At 36.3% G+C, this 26,728-nt stretch carries 17 protein-coding genes; 9 read left to right on the top strand and 8 right to left on the bottom strand.

Annotation, left to right across the window (positions count from 1 at the left end; genetic code table 11):
- Positions 1–42 precede the first annotated feature (42 nt).
- A complete protein-coding gene (locus tag ACO05S_RS08950) occupies positions 43–870 on the bottom strand; it encodes a universal stress protein (protein ID WP_421921169.1) in 828 nt (275 codons plus the stop codon).
- 456 nt (positions 871–1,326) lie between these two features.
- Between ACO05S_RS08950 and ACO05S_RS08955 the strand changes: the two genes are divergently transcribed.
- The gene (locus ACO05S_RS08955; RefSeq protein ID WP_421921170.1) at positions 1,327–2,829 is read left to right on the top strand and encodes an adenylate/guanylate cyclase domain-containing protein; all 1,503 of its coding nucleotides are present in this window, start codon (positions 1,327–1,329) and stop codon (positions 2,827–2,829) included.
- Between the two features lie 166 nt (positions 2,830–2,995).
- Positions 2,996–4,219, top strand: a complete 1,224-nt coding sequence (locus ACO05S_RS08960; protein WP_421921171.1) for a PLP-dependent aminotransferase family protein — start codon at positions 2,996–2,998, stop codon at positions 4,217–4,219.
- A gap of 419 nt (positions 4,220–4,638) precedes the next feature.
- On the opposite strand, the gene ACO05S_RS08965 is transcribed toward ACO05S_RS08960, so the two are convergent.
- Positions 4,639–5,481 (bottom strand): PKD domain-containing protein, encoded by an 843-nt coding sequence (locus ACO05S_RS08965; protein ID WP_421921172.1) that lies wholly within the window; start codon positions 5,479–5,481, stop codon positions 4,639–4,641.
- 729 nt (positions 5,482–6,210) lie between these two features.
- On the opposite strand from ACO05S_RS08965, the gene ltrA reads away from it, so the two are divergent.
- Entirely contained in the window at positions 6,211–7,527 is a 1,317-nt protein-coding gene (gene ltrA, locus ACO05S_RS08970; protein ID WP_421921173.1) for a group II intron reverse transcriptase/maturase, read from the top strand.
- 726 nt (positions 7,528–8,253) lie between these two features.
- Here the strand turns inward: ltrA and ACO05S_RS08975 are convergent.
- The 6 genes from ACO05S_RS08975 to ACO05S_RS09000 form a co-directional block, all read right to left on the bottom strand.
- Positions 8,254–9,333: a Fic family protein gene (locus ACO05S_RS08975; RefSeq protein ID WP_421921174.1), complete on the bottom strand. Its 1,080-nt coding sequence runs from the start codon at positions 9,331–9,333 to the stop codon at positions 8,254–8,256.
- A gap of 875 nt (positions 9,334–10,208) precedes the next feature.
- Complete coding sequence (locus tag ACO05S_RS08980; protein WP_421921175.1) at positions 10,209–10,754, bottom strand: GNAT family N-acetyltransferase; 546 nt, start codon at positions 10,752–10,754, stop codon at positions 10,209–10,211.
- Between the two features lie 1,063 nt (positions 10,755–11,817).
- On the bottom strand, positions 11,818–13,377 hold the full coding sequence (locus ACO05S_RS08985; RefSeq protein ID WP_421921176.1) for a hypothetical protein: 1,560 nt from the start codon (positions 13,375–13,377) through the stop codon (positions 11,818–11,820).
- A 984-nt stretch (positions 13,378–14,361) separates the two neighbouring features.
- Positions 14,362–15,342, bottom strand: coding sequence for a hypothetical protein (locus ACO05S_RS08990; RefSeq protein WP_421921177.1), 981 nt, complete (start codon positions 15,340–15,342; stop codon positions 14,362–14,364).
- An 858-nt stretch (positions 15,343–16,200) separates the two neighbouring features.
- Positions 16,201–16,557 carry a hypothetical protein gene (locus ACO05S_RS08995; RefSeq protein ID WP_421921178.1) on the bottom strand — a complete coding sequence of 119 codons (357 nt, stop codon included), beginning with the start codon at positions 16,555–16,557 and terminating at the stop codon, positions 16,201–16,203.
- A 19-nt stretch (positions 16,558–16,576) separates the two neighbouring features.
- Entirely contained in the window at positions 16,577–16,888 is a 312-nt protein-coding gene (locus tag ACO05S_RS09000; protein WP_421921179.1) for a hypothetical protein, read from the bottom strand.
- A gap of 2,145 nt (positions 16,889–19,033) precedes the next feature.
- Here ACO05S_RS09000 and ACO05S_RS09005 point away from each other — a divergent pair.
- From ACO05S_RS09005 to ACO05S_RS09030, 6 genes are all read left to right on the top strand, one after another.
- Positions 19,034–19,834 (top strand): hypothetical protein, encoded by an 801-nt coding sequence (locus tag ACO05S_RS09005; RefSeq protein WP_421921180.1) that lies wholly within the window; start codon positions 19,034–19,036, stop codon positions 19,832–19,834.
- Positions 19,835–19,855: 21 nt separating this feature from the next.
- Positions 19,856–21,073: an ammonium transporter gene (locus tag ACO05S_RS09010; protein ID WP_421921181.1), complete on the top strand. Its 1,218-nt coding sequence runs from the start codon at positions 19,856–19,858 to the stop codon at positions 21,071–21,073.
- Positions 21,074–21,877: 804 nt separating this feature from the next.
- The gene (locus ACO05S_RS09015) at positions 21,878–22,726 is read left to right on the top strand and encodes a carotenoid biosynthesis protein (RefSeq protein WP_421921182.1); all 849 of its coding nucleotides are present in this window, start codon (positions 21,878–21,880) and stop codon (positions 22,724–22,726) included.
- A gap of 2 nt (positions 22,727–22,728) precedes the next feature.
- Complete coding sequence (locus ACO05S_RS09020) at positions 22,729–23,676, top strand: alpha/beta hydrolase (RefSeq protein ID WP_421921183.1); 948 nt, start codon at positions 22,729–22,731, stop codon at positions 23,674–23,676.
- Positions 23,677–23,880: 204 nt separating this feature from the next.
- Positions 23,881–24,789, top strand: coding sequence for a helix-turn-helix domain-containing protein (locus ACO05S_RS09025; protein WP_421921184.1), 909 nt, complete (start codon positions 23,881–23,883; stop codon positions 24,787–24,789).
- A gap of 603 nt (positions 24,790–25,392) precedes the next feature.
- Positions 25,393–26,544, top strand: coding sequence for a glycoside hydrolase family 76 protein (locus ACO05S_RS09030; protein ID WP_421921185.1), 1,152 nt, complete (start codon positions 25,393–25,395; stop codon positions 26,542–26,544).
- The last annotated feature ends 184 nt before the right edge of the window (positions 26,545–26,728 follow it).

The following is a 26,728-nucleotide window of genomic DNA, read 5'->3' on the forward strand; positions in this document are numbered from 1 at the left end:
TAAAAAACCGTTGTTCAAATATAGAGATTAATAAAATATGCCTTAATAAAAACTTCCGTATTTAGACAAATCCGTTCTTGGATTGACACACATTACCGGAATGTGAGCTGAATTGGCAATTACAAACTGTTCATGTGCTCCAAGCATGTAATCCTGGAATGAGATATTTTTGGTAGTCATGATCAGGATGATATCTGCATCAATCCTCTTGGCAAAATCAACAGTTTCCATTGCAAAATCATTACCTCCATCGGCGGTATCAATTTCATAATCAATTCCTCTGTTTTCAAGGTATTTTTTTGCAAAAACCAGATTGGCTTTTGTTCTTTGAAGCATCTGTCCTTCGGGCATCTTTGGAGTAATAATGCGCATTTTTGCTCTAAAGAACTTACCTAAAAACTCTGCCCAGCTTAATTTCTCCTTATTTTCCTTTTTAAAATCGACAGGAAGAACAACAGAGGAATATTTCTTTTGTACTGGTGGAGCTTGCACCACAATAAATGGGACTCTTGAACCTACAATTACCTTAAGTGCCCAACTACCCGTAAGTTTTTGCATACCTTTAATGCCATGTGTACCCATAAGCACCAACATGGCATTCATTTCTTTTGCAACATCATTTATTGTGGTAAAAATACTTCCATCGCGAACGATAAAATCAGGTCGAACATTCTTTTCCTTGTAGATTCCTTCAACAGCTTCAGCCATTTTATTTTTTGCTTCTTCTATTTGAGACTCTTTTTTAACAATATGAACCAAAATAACCTCGGCGTCAACATTTTCAGCAAAAATAGATGCATGATCGAATGCATATTCTGCAACATTAGAAAAATCCCAAGCTACAAGTAAAGATCTTTTTATACTTTCCATAGTTTAGTTTAAAGGGGAAACAGTGAAATATATGTATTAACATAACAGGAGTTCAATTTAGGTAATTTTTACTAAAACAACAAATTTATTCCACTAGTAAAAGTCTGCTTATTATTTTCTATTTATCAAACAATTTCAATTTGTTTTTAGCTTTTTATTAATTGATAAAACAGGAAGCATAACAAATCGAATAGTGGTTCTGTCTAAATAAAATTTAACGAAGTACCCCAGTATTATTCTTTATTACATCTGTTTAGATTTTTTCCCAGTTACCAGATGGAAGCCGCAAGATCAAAATAATCATTCGCCTGTGTGTTTAATAATGATTTTATCATGCCCGCTTCTTCATTAAAAATGGTTAAAGAATAGATTTTAAAGCGCTGCTAAGCCATAGAATTCAAATTTCTTCCCTATTTTTAGTGTCATCGCATTTCTTAGATAAATAATAAATCCACAATGGAACATCTTACTCTCTTTTTACTTGTTAGAACAATTTTCACATGCAATTTTATCGGACAAGTTGAAATTGAATTCTTGTCTCAGAACTTCATTCTTTTTGCAATGCTACTCCCAATAATTGTTGTATTTCTATTTCTTTGGTTTAGGATTGAACTTAGAAGACAAAGAAGCGAAATTGAAAGAGAGTTTTACAATAAGAATCAAGAACTAATTTTTAAAAAGGAAAAAGCAGAAAAGTTACTCTCCAACTTATTGCCAAAACAAACGGCTGAGGAACTCCAATCTAAAGGAAAGGTAAGCTCTCGAAGATATAGAATGGTAACGGTTTTGTTTTCTGACATCCACGGCTTTACTAAAATTGTGGAACAAATGAATCCTGAAGACTTAATTGATGAATTGGACAAATTCTTTGTGCATTTTGATACAGTAGTAGAAAAATACAATATCGAAAAAATTAAGACCGTAGGTGATGCTTACATGTGCGCTGGAGGTATTCCTAACAAAAACAGAACCAACCCTATCGAGGTAATTTTGGCAGCATTGGAGATCCAGCAATATATGAAAAACATGATAATCAATTCGAAAGATGGCAAGAAAGCCATTTGGGGTTTGCGAATAGGTATTCATACGGGTCCTGTAATTGCCGGTGTGGTAGGTACTAAAAAAATTAGCTATGATATTTGGGGTGATACAGTAAATACCGCAAGCAGAATGGAATCCTCAGGTGCTGTTAATCAAATCAATATATCGGGAATGACATACATGCTGGTAAAAGATTTCTTTATTTGCGAATACCGCGGCAGAATGCCTGTAAAATACAAAGGAAATATCGATATGTATTTTGTAAAAGGTTTCTTGCCCAAAATGTCAAGCGACCTAAAAGGATTAGTGTCGAATGATTATTTTCTTACTTGCTTTCAGATGCTGAGATATGATGATCTGGAAGAAACAATTCTGACCAAAATGGAAAACGAGCTTCCAAAAAATCTTTACTATCATAACTTAAAACACACCATTGATGTAATCACTGAAGTAGAAATTATCGGTCGTAAAGAAGGTATTACCGAAGCCGAAATGCTGATCATTAAAACTGCAGCACTTTTTCACGACACGGGCTTTATACTTTCTTACAAGGATCACGAAGAATTTAGTGTAAAACTAGCCAAGCACATTCTGCCTAAATACAAATACCAGGAAAACCAAATTGAAGAAGTTTGCAATCTAATTATGCATACAAAGCATCCTCCAAAGCCTGAAACTCTTTTAGAAATGATTATGTGCGATGCAGATCTGGATTACCTTGGAAGAACGGATTTTATACCGGTATCGGGTAATTTATATCGCGAGCTAAAAGAGTACGGTAAAATTAGGAGTATCGATGAGTGGAATCGCTTGCAAATAAAATTCATCGAAAATCATCAGTACTTTACAAAAACTGCTCGAAGTATGCGAAATGTAAACAAAACCAAACAGCTTGAAAAGCTTAGAGAGCTGATTTGATTAATCTTAAGTTTTCAACTCATATTTATTATAAATTGTCATTTGTATAGCTCATTTGTTTATAAATCTATGGTTTTAACACGATAAAAACGTAAATTTATTAGTGCTAAACCTCTTGATTTTTAATGAAATCACGATAAACAAACTAAACAAAAGGGAGATTAAAATGATTGCAAATTTAGAAGATGTTCTTTCCGATAGTGCAAAAGGAATGAAACGTTCTGTAATTAGAGAATTATTAAAATTAACTCAACGAGATGATATTATTTCATTTGCCGGAGGTTTACCTGCTCCTGATTCATTCCCAATTGATGATTTAAAAAAAATATCTTGTTCCATTCTTGACCACGAAGGAAGTTCAGCCCTCCAATATGGTGCAACCGAAGGTGATCGTAAACTTCGGGAAATCCTAACCAAAAGATATCAAGATCAAGGATTACAGATTACAACCGACAATCTGGTGATTCTTACCTCATCGCAACAAGGTTTGGATTTGGCTGGAAAAATATTTTTAAACCGTGGCGATAAATACATCTGTGGATTACCAAGCTATTTAGGCGGATTAAGTGCCTTTTCGAGCTATGGAGGAATCCCAATTGGAATAAAACTGGATCATCATGGGATGCGTTCCGACCTGCTTGAAGATACACTGCTTAAAATGAAAAAGGATGGTGAAATGCCCAAATTCATCTATGTGATTCCGGATTTTCAAAATCCTGCAGGAATTACAATGCCTGAATTCCGTCGTATGGAAATCATTGATATCGCCAGAAAATACAATGTCTTAATTATTGAGGACAGCCCTTATAGAGAGTTACGATTCGAAGGAAAATCCCAGAGAATGATGTACGAACTCGATAACAAAGGTCTGGTATTGAGCCTGGGAACTTTCTCTAAAATCTTTGTTCCTGGGTTCAGAATTGGCTGGATAGTTGCACATGAAGCAATAATTGATAAATTTGTAAAGGCAAAGCAGTCAACAGATTTGTGCACTGCTCCGTTTGTTCAAAAGATTGCAGCTAAGTATCTTGAAGATGGATTATTCGATAAGAATTTGAAGAAGATTATCGAAATGTATCACAGCAAAAGAGATGTGATGTTACAGGCTTTTGAGGATTATATGCCCGAAGGCGTTAGTTGGACAAAACCAGAAGGGGGATTATTTCTATTTTTGAGTTTACCTAAAGGTATGGGTGCTGAAGATCTTTTTAAGGTAGCAATTGAAAAGAATGTGGCTTTTGTTCTAGGCTCAGTTTTCCATTGCGATGGAAGTGGAAAAAATACCATGAGAATTAATTTCTCGTTTATGGATGAAGAGCAAAATCGAATTGGTGTTCAACGATTGGCCGAATCTATAAATACATTAATGAATAAACAAGTGGAAATTTAATCGTTTGTGTTCAGTATGAACCAAACACATTTTTTATAATTATAAATCCTAATTCTCACCTTACAACGAGAATAGAGGGAGTTCCCAAAAGAACTCCCTCTAATTTTTTAGATACATTCCTAGCAAAGTCCAATACTTGGAACTACAATTACTCTTGACCGATTGAAGAAGCGGGGTTACGAATCAATGCTTGACATTTACAAGAAAATTTCCCCACAACTTAACGAACCGCTGTATACGAGACCCGTACGTACAGTGGTGTGAGAGGTTCTCCGCTAGGCTAATGGCCTAGCGGCTGCCTACTCCATTGACATTCGTTAAATTCTTTCTTAGTGGTCTTATTTTTAGCAAAAATAACCAATAATTCATTTGTTTTAAATTCATTAGTACTTGTAGTGTTATCTTTTAGTACTGTATCTCTATTGATAAATATTCTGAGATACATTATTTATAATACGCTTTTTATACGCATCAAATTCAGCTTTTGAATGAACTACAGTAGAAGAAAATTTCAATTGTGAGCCTTCATTTGTAAATGAAGAAAAAATAGAAATCCCAATTACTTTTCCTCTTTGATGAACAAAAGCAACACCATCGTAAAAATACCACCAAGCATTAGAGTAATTGATCTTGTCTTTGGCATCTGGATCTCCATAATATTCTTTTATTAAGTTATAGTCTGATTCATACCTGATACCATTTTGATTAGCTCCGTTAAAGTTTAAATCTATTACCTGCTGTAATATGTCATTATCATCAATAGTTGAATTTTTGGAAGATAAATTCAGCCAGACACCCTTATTAAGGAGCTTTATTGATAATGAATATCTATCATTATATTGGTTTTTACTGCTCCTCTCCAGCATCCACTTATCCTCAATGTTCTTTTTCACATTGCCCCAAGTATCATTAATGATACAACCTCCCCATTTTTTGCCATCGTAAATATATGGTTCTTCAATGTCCATAATTTTGGTCGCCTCGGTGCTACCACCACTTCCAATAGCTTTTAGCGTTATATTATACTGCCCAGGTGATTCATATTGATATGTTGGATGTTCATCTTTAATCATTGGTTTTCCATCACCAAAGTTCCATTCGTACTCTGTACCATTAATAGAAAGATTGGATATAGTAATTAATTCACCTGTAATGGCAACATTTTTGTCTAGCTCAAAATTGGCTTCGGCAATAGGTAGATCTTTATTGCAAGAGAAGATTGCAAATAAGAATAATGTAAAAAAAATGCTTATATATTTCATTTATAATTATTTAGTATTAATTCTGATAAAACTAGCTTTCTAATGAATGTCAACGTTCAATTGTATGTGGTCGGGCGGGATTTCGTGCAGAAATCCAGTCAGACCCGCAGGTGAGTAGCCGGAAGGTTTGACCAGTCAAACCGATACTAGCCCCGCCTGCCATATACAATTTGTGTGTGCCCTGCATGAGCAAGAGCACACTTATTTGTAAGCTCTTGAAAAAGTTTAAATATGCAAATATTTAGTCAAAAGAGCTAACAATAAGTATGTTAATTTTCCAGAGGGTGTAAGTCCCTTATGTGCCGAGGTGACTCTGGGAAGCATTAGTAAGTCGCAAGGTGGTTTACCGTGAGGTATGCACTGAAGGAAGCGAGACTACAAAATCCGGTACTGACGAACAGGAACCTGATATGAGGCTATGAGGTTGGATAAGGCAGCACATCATGTCGACGTCCTAACTCTTTTTTAGAGAAACACCAAAGTAGTAGATCAGGCAGGAATTGGAGGAAGGAAAATGCTCTTACCGGGGGATATCTCAGGAACTACGGGTTAGTTGTACTGAGAAGTCAGCAGATACCATATTAGCTATTGGTAACGAGCCATGAATAGAAACCATGGAGGTCTCACAAAATAGTGAAGGGTTGAACGTTAAGTTGTTCCAAATGTTGCAAGGAAGCTTTCTTATGATTCTAGCCTTGCATTAAGCGGAACAGGGAAAAAGTAATTAAAATGATTGAGCAAATACTAACAGGCAAGAACTTATTACGAGCCATGTACGGGGTTCAAAAGAACCACGGTTCTGCAGGTGTTGATCATATGCCTGTAACCAAACTTACAGACCTCATGTCGATTAATCGGGATGAGCTGACTGAAAAGGTTCGTACAGGAAAGTATTTGCCCCATGCGATTTTAGGTGTGGAGATTCCAAAAGGGAACGGAAAGATGCGCTTATTGGGTATTCCGACCGTAACCGATCGTTTGCTTCAGCAAGCGGTATTGCAGATCATCCCGGCAAAATTCGAGTTTGAATTCTCAGACAATAGTTTTGGATTTCGACCAAAGCGAAGTCTGCATCAGGCAGTCATGAAAGCACAGGGATATATTAACGATGGCTTTCAGCATATTGTAGATATCGACCTGCAAACTTTCTTTGATGAAGTGGATCACTGCTACCTATTGCAGTTACTTTATCGAAAGATAAAATGCAGAGAAACAATGCGCCTGATTCGTAAATGGCTTCGAGCCCCGATTTTAATTGAAGGCAAACTGGTCAAACGAAGAAAAGGAGTACCACAAGGTAGTCCACTAAGTCCTCTTTTGTCCAATATCATGTTGCATGAACTGGACAGAGAACTGGAACTCCAGAACTTACGCTTTGTACGCTATGCGGATGATTTTAGCATTTATTTTAAAACAAAATCGCAAGCCCGACAAGTTGGGAATTCGATTTACAAGTTTTTAAGAGACAAGCTAAAATTAAAAATCAACAGAGAAAAGAGTGGAATTCGCCGACCAGTTCACTTCACCCTTTTAGGGTTTGGCTTTGTACCAACCTACAAGAAAGGGGAACGAGGCAAATATCAATTGGTAGTTTCCAAAAAGAGTTGGAAAAACTTAAAGCAAAAGCTAAAAACCATCACCCGAAAAACGACTCCTATGAGTTTTGAAGAACGTATTCAAAAACTTGCTGAGGTTCAAAGAGGTTGGGTAAACAACTTCCGAATGGCTAGTATGCTGGTTAAACTTCAAGATGTTGATGGATGGATTCGTAACAGGCTCAGATATTGTATCTGGCATCATTGGAAAAAGCTTGAACGAAAAAGGAAAAACCTGATTCGTTTAGGAGTAGAACAGGGTCAAGCCTATGCATGGTCTCGTTCTCGAATGGGAGGTTGGGCAATTGCTCAAAGTCCAATACTTGGAACTACAATAACTCTTGACCGATTGAAGAAGCGAGGCTACGAATCAATGCTTGACATTTACAAGAAAATTTCCCCACAACTTAACGAACCGCTGTATACGAGACCCGTACGTACAGTGGTGTGAGAGGTTCTCCGCTAGGCTAATGGCCTAGCGGCTGCCTACTCGATGTGTGCCCTGCATGAGCAAGAGCACACTTATCTGTAAGCTCTTGAAAAAGTTTAAATATGCAAATATTTGATCAAACGAGCTAACAATAAGTATGTTAATTTTCCAGAGGGTGCAAGTCCCTTATGTGCCGAGGTGACTCTGGGAAGCATTAGTAAGTCGCAAGGTGGTTTACCGTGAGGTATGCACTGAAGGAAGCGAGACTACAAAATCCGGTACTGACGAACAGGAACCTGATATGAGGCTATGAGCTTGGATAAGGCAGCACATCATGTCGACGTCCTAACTCTTTATTAGAGAAACACCAAAGTAGTTGATCAGGCAGGAATTGGAGGAAGGAAAGAGCTCTTACTAGGGGAGATCTTGTCAACCACGAGTTGGTTATGGCAAGAAGTCAGCAGAAGCCATATTAGTTACGGGAAATGAGCCACAAATAGAAACTGTGGAGGTCTCACAAGGTAGTGAAGGGCTGAACGTTAGGTTGCCTTAAATTCAATAAGGAAGCTCTCATTTATTTGAGTCTAGGCTTATTCTAAAATCGGGCAAAGGTGTTATTGGTGTAAAGAGCGATGACACTGATACCTAACGAACCGCCGTATACGAGACCCGTACGTACGGTGGTGTGAGAGGTGTACCAGTGGGCTGTTAGCTCACTGGCCATCTACTCGATTAGGCTTTCGTGCTTTATTGTTTTAATATTTCAATCAGTTCTTTATTCACATATAAAGTTTCTCGACCGACTTTTTGAGATTTTAGCACTTCAATATTTTCTAATTCTTTTAAATATCGTGATGCTGCTTTTCTTTCCACTCCCAATTTATTAACGACAAATTCAATCTTTGAATAGGGTTGTTCAAATAGTAATTCTACAAGTTCTTTTCTATAAACTTTTGGTGCTTTCTCTTGAACTTTTAATATTGTCAAGTCAAGCTGATTTTTAATATTTGTTATTTTTGTAATCGTATTCTTTGAAGTGCTTTCTACAGCTTTGAGCATAAACATTATCCATTCTTCCCATTTTCCTATTTTATTTGTTTGATTAAGGAGTTTATAATATTCAGCTTTGTTATCAATGATATAAGAACTTAGATATAAAATAGGAACATCTATTAGGTCATTTAACATCAAATACAAGATATTCAGGATTCGACCAGTTCTGCCATTCCCATCATAAAATGGGTGAATACTTTCAAACTGAAAATGTAATATTGCTAAATTAATCAATGGAGATAAGTCGTCTTGCTGATTGTAATGATTAATAAAATTTGTTAGAAGCTCTAAAATCTCATCTTTATCTTGAGGTGGTGTATATACAACTTCTCCTGTTGAGTCATTTTTTAATACAGTTCCAGGTGTACTTCTAATCCCTGCTGTGTTATCAACTAATTCTTGCTGAATGCTCACAATATCATTGACTTTTAAGAATCCTTGTTTTTGTGCAAGGTCAAATCCATGAAATATTGCTTTTCTGTAATTAACAACTTCCTTTGTCTCTGCAGATACTGTAGTTTTATTTACAGTTAACGCTTTATATAAATCATCTTGAGTTGTTATAATATTCTCAATCTCGGAACTGTCTTTAGCTTCTTGTAATACTATTGCATTAATTAACATTGCTTGATTGGGTATTGTTTTTGCAATCCCTTTTAGTTCTGCCAAGGCAGCAGTTGCCTTGTTTGTTTGTCTAAGTATCTCAATTGTTTCAACCTTGTCTCTTAGAGGTGGAAGCTTTTCCAGTTTAATATATGGTGCATTCTGTCCCATGTTCTTTTTATTTGTCCCAAAAATATAAAATTAGGTACAAATAACAATATTGTGCGACTTTTTGTACCGCATGAAGCCTAACGGTTTGGCTAAAATTTGAGGGCGATATACAACCACCACCTTATCAAAGCCGTTACCGTTTAAAATTTTGTTGTATTATCAAGTTGAACGTCACCGCCCTTGAATTTTAACTTTTGTGTGTGCCCTGCATGAGCAAGAGCACACTTATTTGTAAGCTCTTGAAAAAGTTTAAATATGCAAATATTTGATCAAACGAGCTAACAATAAGTATGTTAATTTTCCAGAGGGTGTAAGTCCCTTATGTGCCGAGGTGACTCTGGGAAGCATTAGTAAGTCGCAAGGTGGTTTACCGTGAGGTATGCACTGAAGGAAGCGAGACTACAAAATCCGGTACTGACGAACAGGAACCTGATATGAGGATATGAGCTTGGATAAGGCAGCACATCATGTCGACGTCCTAACTCTTTTTTAGAGAAACACCAAAGTAGTAGATCAGGCAGGAATTGGAGGAAGGAAAATGCTCTTACCAGGGGAGATCTTGTCAACCACGAGTTGGTTATGACAAGAAGTCAGCAGAAGCCATAGTAGTTACGGGAAATGAGCCACAAATAGAAACTGTGGAGGTCTCACAAAGTAGCGAAGGGCTGAACCTTAGGTTGTCTTAAATTCAATAAGGAAGCTCTCATTTATTTGAGTCTAGCCTTATTCTAAAATCGGGCAAAGGTGTTGTTGGTGTAAAGAGCGATGACACTGATACCTAACGAACCGCCGTATACGAGACCCGTACGTACGGTGGTGTGAGAGGTGTACCAGTGGGCTGTTAGCTCACTGGCCATCTACTCGATTGTGCTCTGTTATTTTCCAACTTGCTTTTTCGTTATACCATATAAAATCAAGTCGTGATACTCTGTTTTCTTTAAAACATGTTCTTTCAATTCGCCTTCTTTTGTCATTCCGCTGTTTTGCATAACCTTTCCAGAGGCTGGATTTTTCGCTAAATGAGATGATGTAAGTTTATTTAGTCCGAGGTTGTCAAATCCGAAGTCAATTATCTTTTTGGTTGCCTCGGTAGCTATACCTTTTCGCCAAAACGGTTCCGCAATCCAATATCCGATTTCAGCGCGATTAAATCTTTTCTCTACAGTCAATCCAATTCCGCCAATAAATTCGTTATTTTCTTTTAATCGAATTGCGAAAATGTAATTGGTTCCAGATTTTAATCCCTGATTAGCAAGATTTATCCAGTAAATAGCATCCTGTTCGGAATAAGGATGTGGAAGATTGAGCGTATAGTCCGATATATTTTTATTGGAAGCATATTTTACTATGTCCTCGATATCATCGGCTTTCAATTCGGTTAGCATTAGTCTTTCCGTCTCAATCTTTGGTAATTTATTCATCTAATCCAAATGTTTGTTTTAATAGAGCACAACGCTGAGTATAAGAATAGTAGCCGAGTTTGAAACACATCACCATCCAAATACTACGAGCCGAAGCTTTTGTTTTGGTTACTAATTTAAGTTTTATTGTTAGCCGAAGCAAAAGCTTTGGCGGTGTTAATTAATAGCTCAGACCTTCGCAAACCACTGTCACGGCTATTATTTTTATACAAAATGTGTGTGCCCTGCATGAGCAAGAGCACACTTATCTGTAAGCTCTTGAAAAAGTTTAAATATGCAAATATTTGATCAAACGAGCTAACAATAAGTATGTTAATTTTCCAGAGGGTGCAAGTCCCTTATGTGCCGAGGTGACTCTGGGAAGCATTAGTAAGTCGCAAGGTGGTTTACCGTGAGGTATGCACTGAAGGAAGCGAGACTACAAAATCCGGTACTGACGAACAGGAACCTGATATGAGGCTATGAGGTTGGATAAGGCAGCACATCATGTCGACGTCCTAACTCTTTTTTAGAGAAACACCAAAGTAGTAGATCAGGCAGGAATTGGAGGAAGGAAAATGCTCTTACCAGGGGAGATCTTGTCAACCACGAGTTGGTTATGACAAGAAGTCAGCAGAAGCCATAGTAGTTACGGGAAATGAGCCACAAATAGAAACTGTGGAGGTCTCACAAAGTAGCGAAGGGCTGAACGTTAGGTTGTCTTAAATTCAATAAGGAAGCTCTCATTTATTTGAGTCTAGCCTTATTCTAAAATCGGGCAAAGGTGTTGTTGGTGTAAAGAGCGATGACACTGATACCTAACGAACCGCCGTATACGAGACCCGTACGTACGGTGGTGTGAGAGGTGTACCAGTGGGCTGTTAGCTCACTGGCCATCTACTCGATTAACAAACGTTATTTTAAAATTTTCCACTTTTTATCAATTAGCATTTTCCTATTTCAAGTATAAGAATTAGGTGAATCTAGCAAATTGCGATTACATTTTACATTAGAGATATTTATATTAAAAACAATCTAAGTAATGGTAAAGCACTATATATAATTAATTTAACACACTATATGTTTACAAGACTTTTTCAAGTTCCTCTATTGTTTTAACCGGAGGTAAACCTTCCGAATAACGATAAACATTTTCTAGTAACTGCTTAAACATTAGACTTTCTGCGGTATATTCTGTAAGTAATTGATTGACCTTTTCACCCCAAGCAAATGCAACATTTACTAAAGTGAAATCTCCTTCATCTTTAAAACTCCTGAAGTTATTAACGAATCTTGGCTGCATCCATATTTCAAAATGATGTGTCTGAACAACTTCACTATGCCCATTTGGATATTCTTCTATAGTCTCTAAATGTACATCTTCCTTAACATTTTCTTTAGAATATGAAGGACCGTAGATTTTGCTTGCGTACCATAAAAAAGTGTTATGAAAACGAGGGAAGTAATTTTTGTCGACAAGTTCAAATTCTCCATAGAAAACCTTTCTAATTGTTGACCACATTTCTTTATTTAGATAAGATCCCTCAATACCAAAACCAAAATCTAATCCAACTCCAGAAGGATTAAATTCCTTATTTCTTAGCCTCTCCTTACGTTTCATTTTAAATTCATGCTCAGCCATGATTGCCTTATCTTTTGCTATTTTATAAGATGTTATATAGGAATCATGATTTTCTATTGCCTCCGTTGTTTTTTTTACGAATAATGTTGCACGACTTCTTGATTTGTGAATAGAGACAATAAAATGAGCTTCTGAGGTTTTCGCATCATGTAAAATAAGTTTCTCTACATTGGGAAAGCTTACCAAGGGTATAAAACCATAATTTCCATTTGGGGATACACCTAGTGCAGGTTTTATTATTTTATAACTTAAAGAAATATCACTTTGAGACCGCCTAGCTGAATTGTTTCTTTCTAATTTATAATTTGCATGAATTTCTTTATCGAACAACACATTGTCTATTTTTGATGAATCAATATAAATACTGATTCCGTTTTGTCCAGGTTTTATTAGAGGATCGAATACATCTTCATTAACTTTACTTAAACTTCCTAGTACCAGAGATCCATTTCTTGCAATGCTTTCTTGTAACCTAATTTTACAGACAAATCTAACTAAACCTTCCACTTGGGCTGCATCACCTACTTTTTCGTATTCACCGTGTAAGCCAATATTTTTTATTTCAAACTTTCCATCACTCAAATATTTTAATAATATTTTTTTAGTTCCGGTATTACCTCTAAATTTTCCGGTTCGTTTATCCTTTTGAATGGTTTTTAGGTCAAGGGAATGATAACCATCGATAAGTTTTTGATTAATACGACCATGATATACTATTGTAGATGGCTCTCCCTTGCCTTTTTTGTTGTCATATTGAGTAATTCTTAAGAAAACCGATACCCATTCAGTTACCTTAGCAGGTTTTTTATATATTGGAGAATATCCCTGATAAAGTTCAATTTTTGTTAGTTTTCTCTGCGATTGAGTTCGCACTATTCCAGAATACACGCCCGAAATTTCTTCGTTAACCTGCGCATGGGTATACAAGGAAAAAGAAGTTAAAGTCACCAAAAGTATAAATGCATTTAACAACTTGAAATTTGACTTTTGTATTGTTTTCATTTTAGGTATAAATTTAACTGATGTCACATTTTTAAGGTTAATCCAAGGTTCTTACAAACCACTATTTTGTATTTCACTTAATTCAAATCATCTGCATTTTTGGTTTATGTTTGTTAACGGTAAATTGTATGGTGTCGTAGGGCATTTCAAGGCACTTCCCTGTCAAGTTGCTAAGTAGCCGAAGCGCAGGTTTGACACCTGCGAATGTGACACGCCGTCGAAGCTGCGCTTCGGCGGTGCTGATATGAGAGCAAAACTTCAAATACTCACTATCTGCCCTATGCACTATACAAAATGTGTGTGCCCTGCATGAGCAAGAGCACACTTATTTGTAAGCTCTTGAAAAAGTTTAAATATGCAAATATTTAGTCAAAAGAGCTAACAATAAGTATGTTAATTTTCCAGAGGGTGTAAGTCCCTTATGTGCCGAGGTGACTCTGGGAAGCATTAGTAAGTCGCAAGGTGGTTTACCGTGAGGTATGCACTGAAGGAAGCGAGACTACAAAATCCGGTACTGACGAACAGGAACCTGATATGAGGCTATGAGGTTGGATAAGGCAGCACATCATGTCGACGTCCTAACTCTTTTTTAGAGAAACACCAAAGTAGTAGATCAGGCAGGAATTGGAGGAAGGAAAATGCTCTTACCAGGGGAGATCTTGTCAACCACGAGTTGGTTATGACAAGAAGTCAGCAGAAGCCATAGTAGTTACGGGAAATGAGCCACAAATAGAAACTGTGGAGGTCTCACAAAGTAGCGAAGGGCTGAACGTTAGGTTGTCTTAAATTCAATAAGGAAGCTCTCATTTATTTGAGTCTAGCCTTATTCTAAAATCGGGCAAAGGTGTTGTTGGTGTAAAGAGCGATGACACTGATACCTAACGAACCGCCGTATACGAGACCCGTACGTACGGTGGTGTGAGAGGTGTATCAGTGGGCTGTTAGCTCACTGGCCATCTACTCGATTGTAAAACGTTTTTTATACTAATCAATTATGAGTTGTCTATTCTGTGATATTTTAATATTTTCATTGAGTTCTAAAAGTCGAATTATATTACCTGATCTATCACCATGAAATGACGATTCAATCTGAAATAGACTTTCATCACAATGTTTTTCTGCTTTCAAATTAGTCGACATAATTGTTTGAACAATTGTTACATCTTTACCATCTCTAGGTAGAGTGACATAACCTAATATATTAAGGTTTCCGAATGATTCAAAGGCTTCTACTTCTGTATCATTTTCATCTAATGTTGTTTTGTCGTAAGAATAAATGGTGTTTTTTTCAGGTGAAATTTTACAATATCCATCTTTATAGCCTTTGAAGCTAAAAACTGTATTATGTAATAAAAGTAAAGTGCAGAGTGTAAAATAATTTGATTGTTTTCTAAAATCAGAAATATCTATTTCAAAATTATTTTTTTTGATTATATCTATAGTTTCCTCTAGAAGTTCAGTCTGTGAATAAGCTTCTTTTGCATTAATAAAGCTCATAACAAAAGCAATTGCTTCAATTGTAAGATTCGAAATTTTCCCCTTTAAAAGTATAGAATATCCATTCTTGTTATCCTTAAAACCTTTTCCAACTCTTGACTTTAGTCGTTCCTTACTAGTCTTAAAACTTTCTTTCAATTTTAATTCATCTGATTTTTCAATTTGATAAATCATCAGTTTTTTTATCCAAGTCGGAAATGGGTTAGCTAGATTGAGTTTTTTATTATTTGAGGTGAATTCTAAGAAATATTTAATACTCAAATACATACCTTCCAATGATTGATTAGTTAGCCCTCTATCTCTAATATCATTATGGGCCACAAAATCAGATATTTCTCGAAAGACCTTAAAACCATTAGAATAAGCTCTCAATTTCATGAATAAATTGTCAACATCATTTTCGTCAAAATTCCCTTCTTGAATTTTATTGATAAGTTTTTGTGTCTTTTGTCTTTCTATTTGTTTCATTTCACTCTTTATTTTTAATGAAAGACTTATTTATAAATGTTTTACAACGTTGAGTGTATGATTTCGTAAGGGATTTCGGGCTTCAAACCTATCAAGTTACTACCCAAATGTGATGTGGATGATGCCGCTCGATAACCTCTGAAACCCTTATGAATTATACACATTGTGTGTGCCCTGCATGAGCAAGAGCACACTTATTTGTAAGCTCTTGAAAAAGTTTAAATATGCAAATATTTGATCAAACGAGCTAACAATAAGTATGTTAATTTTCCAGAGGGTGCAAGTCCCTTATGTGCCGAGGTGACTCTCGGAAGCATTAGTAAGTCGCAAGGTGGTTTACCGTGAGGTATGCACTGAAGGAAGCGAGACTACAAAATCCGGTACTGACGAACAGGAACCTGATATGAGGCTATGAGGTTGGATAAGGCAGCACATCATGTCGACGTCCTAACTCTTTTTTAGAGAAACACCAAAGTAGTAGATCAGGCAGGAATTGGAGGAAGGAAAATGCTCTTACCAGGGGAGATCTTGTCAACCACGAGTTGGTTATGGCAAGAAGTCAGCAGAAGCCATAGTAGTTACGGGAAATGAGCCACAAATAGAAACTGTGGAGGTCTCACAAAGTAGCGAAGGGCTGAACGTTAGGTTGTCTTAAATTCAATAAGGAAGCTCTCATTTATTTGAGTCTAGCCTTATTCTAAAATCGGGCAAAGGTGTTGTTGGTGTAAAGAGCGATGACACTGATACCTAACGAACCGCCGTATACGAGACCCGTACGTACGGTGGTGTGAGAGGTGTACCAGTGGGCTGTTAGCTCACTGGCCATCTACTCGATTGGCGTGTCGTTATTTTTATCATCTATTTATTTTTTCTTTTATAATCATCTAACCAACTTTGAAATCCCATTGCTTCAGCACTATCACCTTTAGCTATTTGCTTTATTATGCCTAAGGCTTTTTTTTCTATTTTTGAATCAATTGGAATCCTTTCTAATATGTGAACAGCAGCCCATACATTAGTTTTATTCTCAATTATGTCAAGCAGTTTAATAAAATCGCTTATAGTTTCGGTCGTGTCTTCATATCCTATTTTCTCAGCAATTTCATACATCCTATCAACTGATTTATTATGTCTTTTTACAGATTTTTTATCAGCATAATCAGTTCTTGCACAATTAGCTGTTAACTCCTTATATTCCTCTATCAGGTTTCTCATTTAATGTTTAGCAAAATTGTTACATTCCTTTTAATGTCTCTACAAATGTCCCGTAGTATCCAATAAAAACCAACTCATCTTTGTTTGATTTGATTCCTAGTCCAAACATATTATCTTCTTGGTCATATATGATTTTATATCCATTACCATCTTCAGTTTCTTCAAGTACAGTCCAGAGTCTAATCTCTCTATTATCATTGAACGAATCTAAATATGTCTGTTTAACGGGCTCTATTAAACATCTATCAAGTTCTACTCCATGAGCATTTGATAAATCAGGATTATCTTTTAATTCTTCTTTAATTATATTTTTAACATCTTCTATGTTCATGTCCTTTTTCTAATGCACGCCAACTATTAATTTGTGCACTGGTGCACTTATTTTTCTTATCTCAGAGTAAAAAGGTGCACAATACACGCCATATTGGTATGTATTGTGCACTTATTTTTGATTCACGATTCCAAATCTAAGAATTATAATCAATATTATCACGATTCAACAGGCAACAATTCGCATTGGGTTTGTTAAACACGGATCAATGCCATTTTGATGCATCAAAATAAACATATCATACCTTTAGGTCTGGATGATTTGCAACAGTATGGCAATTGAAAACAGAACAAAAAAGCATTGTCGGAGAAAATGACTGTAGAAATTCTCTAGGCACACATTGTTCAAAAGACAACGCCCTATGAAATTCTCTACGAGCATTGTTCAAAAGACAATGCCCTATGAAATTCTCTAGGAGCATTGTTCAAAAGACAAGGCTCTATGAAATTCCCTAGGGGCATTGTTCAAAAGACAATGCCCTATGAAATTCCCTAGGGGCATTGTTCAAAAGACAATGCCCTATGAAATTCTCTAGGAGCGTTGTTCAAAAGACAACGCCCTATGAAATTCCCTAGGAGCATTGTTCAAAAGACAAGGCTCTATGAAATTCTCTAGGGGCATTGCTCAAAAGACAATGCCCTATGAAATTCTCTACGAGCATTGTTCAAAAGACAATGCCCTATGAAATTCCCTAGGAGCATTGTTCAAAAGGCAAGGCTCTATGAACTTCTCTAGGAGCGTTGTTCAAAAGACAACGCCCTATGAAATTCCCTAGGGGCGTTGTTCAAAAGACAATGCCCTATGAAATTCTCTAGGAGCGTTGTTCAAAAGACAACGCCCTATGAAATTCTCTAGGAGCGTTGTTCAAAAGACAATCGCCCTATGAAATTCTCTAGGAGCATTGTTCAAAAGACAATGCCCTATGAAATTCCCTAGGCGCATTGTTCAAAAGACAATGCCCTATGAAATTCCCTAGGGGCATTGTTCAAAAGACAATGCCTTATGAAATTCCCTAGGGCCATTGTTCAAAAGACAAGGCTCTATGAAATTCTCTAGGGGCATTGTTCAAAAGACAATGCCCTATGAAATTCTCTAGGGGCGTTGTTCAAAAGACAATGCCCTATGAAATTCCCTAGGAGCGTTGTTCAAAAGACAATGCCCTATGAAATTCCCTAGGGGCGTTGTTCAAAAGACAATGCCCTATGAAATTCTCTAGGCGCATTGTTCAAAAGACAATGCCTTATGAAATTCCCTAGGGCCATTGTTCGAAAGGAAAAAGGGCTTTTAAAACTTTTAGGGCTTTGACTTTTGAGAAAAACGGTTTTTGAACTTAAAAAAGCGGATTGTCACTTAAACAATGTCTGTATGAATTTTAAAATGGCCATTGTCACTTGAACAATGGCCATTTTGAATTTAATTTTGGCATTGTCAGTCGATCAAAGTGCGTTTTTAAATTCAAAAGGTCTTTTTCCTTTCGATCAACGCTCCTAGAGAATTTTAATATGCCATTGTCAATCGATCAAGGCAGTTAATAAATTTCTTAGACAGCTTGGTTTCTAAAACAGACAAGCTTTGAGTCCTTGTTGTATTCCTTAGTGGTAAATTATTGATACCCTCAACTTAAAGTGAGAGCATCAAGAAAGGAATCATTAGCAAACAAGCTTTGTGTTCCTTGGTGGGTTTCTTCCTTATTCCTTAGTGGTAAATTATTTCTTTGTGCTTTTTAAAGCCAGAGCATCCAAAATCCTATCATATTCCTTGTTGGTATATTTCTTTGTGCTTTTAATATTGATACCCTCAACTTAGAGTGAGAGCATCAAAACAGAAATTAATCATTAGCAAAAAACCTTTGTGTCCCTTGGTGAAATCCTTCCTTATTCCTTAGTGGTAGATTATTCTTTTTGAATACAACGGGGTAAATTTTTCTTTGTGTTTGTTAAAGTGAGCACATCAAAAACAAAAAGAAACTTTTGGTTTAGAAATGGTATAATTCAGGCTCCCATTGCTTCAACTTTACTAGGTAATTCACCTATACAATAGCCATTTTTCGTAAGTCATATTAAGAGAAATTCTCTATTTCAAATATTTCGTGGCAAGCCTATATTGGCACAATTAAAACACAACAAAAATCTAACATTTAATTCTATGAAACGATTAGGCTTATTTTTATGCGTAACCTTTATGGTTTGTTTTAGCAATCTTTCTTTTGGTCAGGAAGAAAAACCTATCCTCGATTTTGGTGCCGATGTGATGAGTCGCTATGTATGGCGCGGAACACAGTTTGGAGGAACGAGTCCAAGTCTTCAACCTTCGGTAAGTTTAACTTACAAAGGATGGGAGCTAGGAGCTTGGGGAGCATACTCATTAGGAGGAAACAATGAAGGTCAGGAGTTTGATATTTATTTAGCTTACACTTTTGCTGACGATCAATTTAGTTTAAGCTTAACGGATTACTACTTTCCAACCGAAGGAGCTGACTACAACTATTTTGAATTTGATAACGATATGACTGGTCATGTATTGGAGGGAACCCTTAGTTTTAATGGAAACGATAAAATCCCATTTGGCCTGATGGTAGCTGTTAACTTTTGGGGAGCAGATGCAATCAGACTAGGTGATAATGCATCTCAGGCTGATTTTAACCAGAAAACAAGATTGCAATATTCTACCTATGCCGAATTGTCCTACAGTACTACGATGGAAAATGATGTGACTCTTGACGCATTTTTGGGAATCAACTTAACCGATCCGGCCGAGGGTAATCAAAGTTCGGGATTTGTAGGCGAAAGTGGTTACTACGGAAGCAAGGCAGGTGTGGTTAATTTAGGAATGACTTTGTCGAAGGAAGTGGCAATTAATGACAATTTCTCATTGCCGGTATCCGCTTCATTAATTACCAACCCAGTAGATGAGAAAATCTATTTTGTATTCGGATTTTCATTTTAATAAATCAAATAACAATATACTATGTTTGAATCAGGATCAACAACGTTTATGATTTTATGTACCAGCCTGGTGATGTTAATGACACCTGGATTGGCCTTTTTTTACGGAGGTTTAGCTGGTAAAAGAAATATTTTAGGTGTAATGATGCAAACCTTTGTGTCGTTAGGAATAACAACCATAATGTGGGTTGCAATAGGCTACTCTTTGTGCTTTAGTGGCGGAGAAGGAGGAATAATTGGTAATCTCGACCTGGCATTTTTAAATGGGATTGATTTCGATGCACCATTCAGTGGGGCCGACGGCAAATACCCAATGTATATCTTTATTGCGTATCAAATGATGTTTGCCATTATTACTCCTGCTCTTATAACAGGTGCATTTGTAAATCGGGTTACCTTTAAGGCTTATCTTATTTTCTTGGTGTTATGGCAATTGTTTGTATACTATCCGTTTGTGCATATGATTTGGGGCGGAGGAATACTTGCCGAATGGGGTGTTCTTGACTTTGCCGGAGGTGTGGTTGTTCATGCAACAGCAGGTTTTGCGGCTTTGGCTTCGGTATTTTATGTAGGAAAACGTCGCGATAAGGAAACACCTCCAAATAGCATTCCACTGGTAGCTATTGGTACAGGTTTGCTATGGTTTGGTTGGTATGGATTTAATGCAGGTAGCGAATTGGATGTTGATGCAATTTCGACCTTGGCATTTTTGAATACTGATGTTGCCGCTTCTTTTGCAGCAATTACATGGTTAATTATTGAATGGGCACGCGAGGGCAAACCAAAATTTGTTGGATTATTAACAGGAGCAGTTGCAGGTTTAGCAACCATAACTCCGGCAGCAGGTTTTGTACCATTATGGGCAGCTATGCTTATTGGTATTGTTGCAGGTGCACTTTGTTATGTGGCCGTGCAGTTTAAAAACAAATGGGGCTGGGATGATGCTCTTGATGTATGGGGAGTACACGGCATGGGCGGTGTATTCGGAACCATCGCATTAGGGGTGTTTGCTTCTTCGGCAATCAATAACCAATCTGGTTTATTAGAAGGAGATGCTGCATTCTTTTTAAAAGAGGTAACAGCTGTGCTTATCGGAGCTATTTACGCATTTGTATTTACATATTTAATGCTTGCAATTATCAACTATATAACTCCTGTAAAAGTCAACGAGGAAGATGAAGATCTAGGCCTGGACGCATCATTGCATGGAGAACGCGCATATGATGAAGGTGCTTTATAACTAAATCACCTTTACTATATGCTATTTACCCAGAGGGTGTTCAAAAAGTAATTTCTCTGTATTAAATTTCAGCTTGCCTAGCCCCTAAAGGGAATCTGAATGTCAATCTTCACTTAAGTCTATAAGTTGTTGAAAGCAGTGAAACCATACTTTTGGGACACCCTCTCTTTATTCGAACTTCGCATCGGATCTTAAAACCCTAAAAACCGCAGTTCTACTAAAAAAAATGTAAGGGTTTTCACTGATTTTAAGTAAAAATTTGCTCAAATTACCGTGGGAATATCGGGATATTTCGAGGAGATTTATGCCAATAGCAGTGAAATTATTTGTAAAGTCAACTTCACCTAATCTTTACTTCAAAAATTCTTAAAAATCCCCCGATATTCTTTCAGCTTATTTAAAGAAACTCCTGAATAAATCTGACTTTCTGTGGCGAATAGTTTTATCGAACTTCGGTTAAAAGCATAAACCCGTCGGCGAATTGGCTTGCGCTTACCTTCCTTGTCCCTCCATATCAAAATAGCCCGCTATTCTTTCCAAATTTTTAATGCAAATCTATCGCAAATATAACTTTCTGTGGATAGAATTTTACGTCGAACTCACGTTAATATTAAGGCAAAAACAAAGCTACAGATTACATGGTATTTTAAAAACAGCCTACTCACAATTTATCAGTACTGGCTCATATATAGGTGGAACTTACCGCCGAAATGGCCTAAGAAATGTATACAAAAAAAGATGTTTTGATTAAAAGTGTTTGTTTAGATATACATACTTTTAAATGCATTCTTAAATAAAAAAATTATGAAACAAGAAAAAACATTTTTTGCAAGTATGACACTACTTGTATTGTTAGCATTTCTACAGGCTTTTTTTAACTCAATTATGCAGAATGAGCTGATAAATCTCATGCAAACAGTAATTCTAACAATTTTTGTTCTGTATCATGGCGTATATCGATATGGATGGGGAAGATTATTAGTTATGTTTGTTATTGTATTTGCTACTGGTTGGATCTTTGAAAGTTTGAGTATTGCTACCGGCTTTCCTTTTGGTAATTACGAATACTCTGATTTATTAGGTGTTAAATTGGGAACCGTTCCATTTGCAATAATGCCAGCTTACTTTGCAATGGGTTTTATTTCATGGACAATTGCCTCCATTCTGCATTCTAAAACCGACAATACAATAAAAGGTAGTGAACTAATCACCATGCCTTTAGTAGCTTCTTTTGTAATGTCTTCTTGGGATGTGACCGGAGATCCTCAATGGTCAAGTATTGTTGGAAGATGGACTTGGTTTGATGGAGGTGAATATTTTGGTGTTCCTTTTACCAATTATCTTGGATGGTTTTTTGTAGTCTTTATTTTCTATTTTGTTTTTGCCTTAATGGATAGATATAAAACTGTACCGGTAAAATTCAAATTGCTTGAGAACAGAAAGTATTGGATTTTTGCACCTCTTATTTATCTTCATGTTTTGGTTGAGGCACTAACGAATTACATAAGCAAACCAAATTTGGAAGTAGTATCAAAAGACGGACACACTTGGTGGACGGGAGATATTTATGGCTCACTTTTGCTGGTTGGGATGTGGACAATGCTTCCAATTGCTCTTTATGCGATTTTAAGACTTAAAAAAGATTTTAAATAAAGATGGAAAAACTAACAACAGGACGAAATACGGTTTGTTTCGAAAGTGATGGTTTTAAACTTGAAGGGCACCTTTTTATTCCAGAGGATTACAAAGAAGGCGAAAAGCGTGGAGCTATTGTGGTAACAAGGCCTGCTTCCGGAGTGAAAGAACAGACAGCAGGTCTTTATGCCGAGAAATTTGCAGAAAAATCTTATATCACTCTTGCTTTCGACCCAAAAGGATACGGAGGAAGCGAAGGAGTTCCACAAATGGAAGATCCATTTTCAATAATTTCGGATAATAAAAACGCCTACAAATACCTCCAATCTTTGCAGCAAGTAGATGCCAATAAAATTATTAGTGCCGGTATTTGTATGGGAGCAGGGCATGCAGTTGCAGCTAGTTCAGACGACCAAAGAGTAAAAGCTACACTTGCTATCAGCCCTTACCTTACGTCGCAAATTGATTATCCGAAAGCATTTGGTGGAAGAATGTTGACTAAAATTATGATGGGAATTTCAGACCCCATCATTAAGCTTTTTAAAATGTTGGGAGTTTATTTTTATATTCCGATTGTGCCCCTAAAAAAATGGATGGAATTGATACCTGCAACTGAAACACAAACAGGTATGAAACAATACTACGGATATGAAAATAAACCTGGTAGCGTTCCAAGTTGGAAGAATAAGGGAAATTTCTATCATGCAAGCTATATTATGACAGGAAAATACAATCCTTTCAATTACATTAAGGGATTTATTAATAAACCATTTTTTATGGCATATGCTGATGGTGGCTATTCAACAGATAAAATTGAGCAATTTTACAATGATGTTCCTGCTGATGAGAAATTTATAATGGTATGCCCAAACTCAACGCACTTTGATTTATATTACAAACCTGAATTTGTAAAACCTATTGTAGATCAGGCATGCGAATTCTTAAATCAAAACAATTTAAATCCATAGTTCTTATTATATTTCGGTGGTGGATTAAGTATTTTCAAACCATTATAATTGGCGCAAAGATCAGCGTTTTTTATCTTGCCACGAGGGAATATCAAATCGCATCACCGAAAATAAGATTACTCAACTAACTTGGGAGATTAGGATAATCCTTGTCATTTTAAAGGATGATTTACTTTTAATCAACTTAATGAATAAATAAGCCTAATGGATAAAAAAACCATTAATCTTACCACTGTAAGTAAAATACATTCTCTTTTAAATCAAGGGGCTGTAAGGCATCCTTTGATTAGTGTGATTGATTTTTCAAAAGTGAATTTTACCGATGGAGTATTTCCAATTGATGCTAGATTTAACTTGAGTTTTTATTCACTTATAATTAAAAAGTTGGATGACGGCATTTTAAAATATGGTCGTCAAAATTATGATTCTCAAGATGGGAGCTTGTTTTTTTTAGCACCTAATCAGGTTTTTAAGTTAGGCGATGCGCATGCAGTTTATGGTTGGGGCATCGTGTTTCATCCCGATTTGATATATGGTACTTCACTAGACAAGAACATACAAACTTATTCATTTTTTAGCTATTCGAACAACGAGGCCTTGCATGTTTCCGAAGAGGAAGCAAGTCGTTTAACCCTTATTGTGCAAGGAATTGACCAAGAGTTAAACAGGGCAACAGATAAACACACCAAAAGTGTTATTATTTCAAGTTTGGAACTTTTGCTAAATCATTGTTTGCGCTATTATGACCGCCAGTTTGATACAAGGTCGCATTCAAATAGTGATACCTTGGCAAAGATTGAAACCTTTCTATTGGAAAGTTTTAATTCATCTAATTTAAAAAACGAGGGACTGCCAACAGTTACGCAATGTGCTAAATATGTAAATCTATCAACCGGATATCTTTCTGATTTGTTAAAAAAAGAAACTGGTAAAAGCACTCAAGAGCACATTCATTTTTATGCAATTGAATTTGCCAAAAAGAAGTTATTGCAAAGTGAGGATACCATAAGCGAAATCGCCTATGAACTGGGATTCAAGTATCCGCAGTATTTCTCAAAATTATTTAAGCAAAAAACGGGTATAACACCAAATAATTACAGGCAGCTAAACTAAATTTTAATCACTTCCTCTATTTAATTTAACGTGAGTTCGACGTAAAATTCTATCCACAGAAAGTTATATTTGCGATAGATTTGCATTAAAAATTTGGAAAGAATAGCGAGCTATTTTGAGGAATTTTTAATGTGAAGATGTCGTAAAGAGAACTTTCCATTATGTGTTCGCCTGCTTTCGGCATAAATTTCCTCAAATCTTATTGAAATATCCCGATATTCCTTCGAAAATTTCTACTCAAAATCAGTGCAAACTGTGAACGAATTTTACGTCGAACTCACGTTAATTTAGCTGTTAAATACAGGCAGCTGGCTTGCACAAGCGCTAGTTTCATGGCTTTACTTGTTTCTGAGCAGGTAGAGTAGTTTGTTATTCACTTAAAAAAACTACTATATTTGGCACAGGCGTAGATTGAAGTACTCAGCATACACCAAAATTATCTCATGAAGACGAGATTGGTTTTGATGAAAAAATTCTCAACCCATCAAATATAGGATGGTATGTTATATTTTTTGTGCTTGCTTTCAAAATGCTTATCAACCCTTAAGTTTTAATCAAATAACAGAAGTTTACTTTTGGATTATTCCTATTTAAATGAAGAAGATGAGGCAAATTAGTTGGTTTTTATTTGTGATGTTACTATATGTTTTAGTAGCATGTAGTAGCGATGGGGATAATCCTGCTGCAGGTGCCGAACAGGAAGAGCAAATGGATTGGTTGCTAAATGCAAATAAGGCAACACAAGTTTTTATTACTAGCTATTGGAACAGCCAAGGCAGGTATTTCAATAAAAATAATCAGGGAAATTCTGAATTTCACTACTGGCCTCAAGCACACTCATTAGATGTTTTATTGGATGCCTATGAAAGAACCAATAGCGAGCTTTATCTCAGCTATATCAACAATTGGTTCGAAGGAGTAAAAGCCAAGAATGCCAATACTTGGATCAATGATTACTATGACGATATGGAGTGGAATGCTCTGGCCATGTTAAGAGCCTATGAAATAACCGGTAATCAAAAATTTAAAGAGGCTGTGGATATCCTATGGGAGGATATTAAAACAGGTTGGAATAATTATGCAGGTGGAGGATTAATGTGGGTGAAAACTAAGCCTAATGGTAAAAATGCCATATCCAATAGTCCGGCTTCCATTTTAGCATCTCGCTTGTATCAACTCGATAAAGATCAGGATGACCTGGAATGGGCTTTAAAAACCTACAATTGGGTAAAGAGCAATTTGGTGGACCCTTCAACAGGTGCTGTATGGGATCATGTAGTTGATAATGGTGGAGTATTATCCATTAGAAAGGATTGGATTTTTACATACAATCAAGGAGTATATCAGGGTGCAGCTTTAGAGCTTTACAAAATTACAGGCGAATCAGTCTATTTAAATGATGCGCAAAAGGCAGCTAATTATACTATAAATTCACTATCTACAACGGCCGGATTATTGAAAGATGAGGGCGATGGAGATGGAGGATTGTTCAAAGGTATATTTGTAAGGTATTTCACCCAATTGATCCGAAACAAAAACCTATCCCAAAATATGCGCAATCAATATGCTAATTTCCTAGAGCATAATGCAGATAGTTTATGGGCGTATGGCAGAGATAAGGAAAGTAATCTTTTTAATACATACTGGAATATCACTCCTGATTCTACAGTAGATTTAACCGTTCAGTTAAGCGGTGTCATGTTGCTCGAAGCAGCGGCTTTGCTGCAATCGGAAGGTATAATTAAGCCTAGTTGATGTAAGGATTTAATACCCGAAGATTGATGTTGGGATGTAGCCGCTGATTTTATGCCTAATCGGCACAAGACAAGAATATCTTGGATTTAGTTTTAAGCTTTTTATAAAGACATTTACTGTTTTTATAAAATTGATACCCTCAGTCTATGGAAAACATCAAAAACAGATCATCAAAACACATAGC

The organism is Marinifilum sp., from assembly GCF_965230805.1.
GTDB lineage: Bacteria > Bacteroidota > Bacteroidia > Bacteroidales > Marinifilaceae > Marinifilum.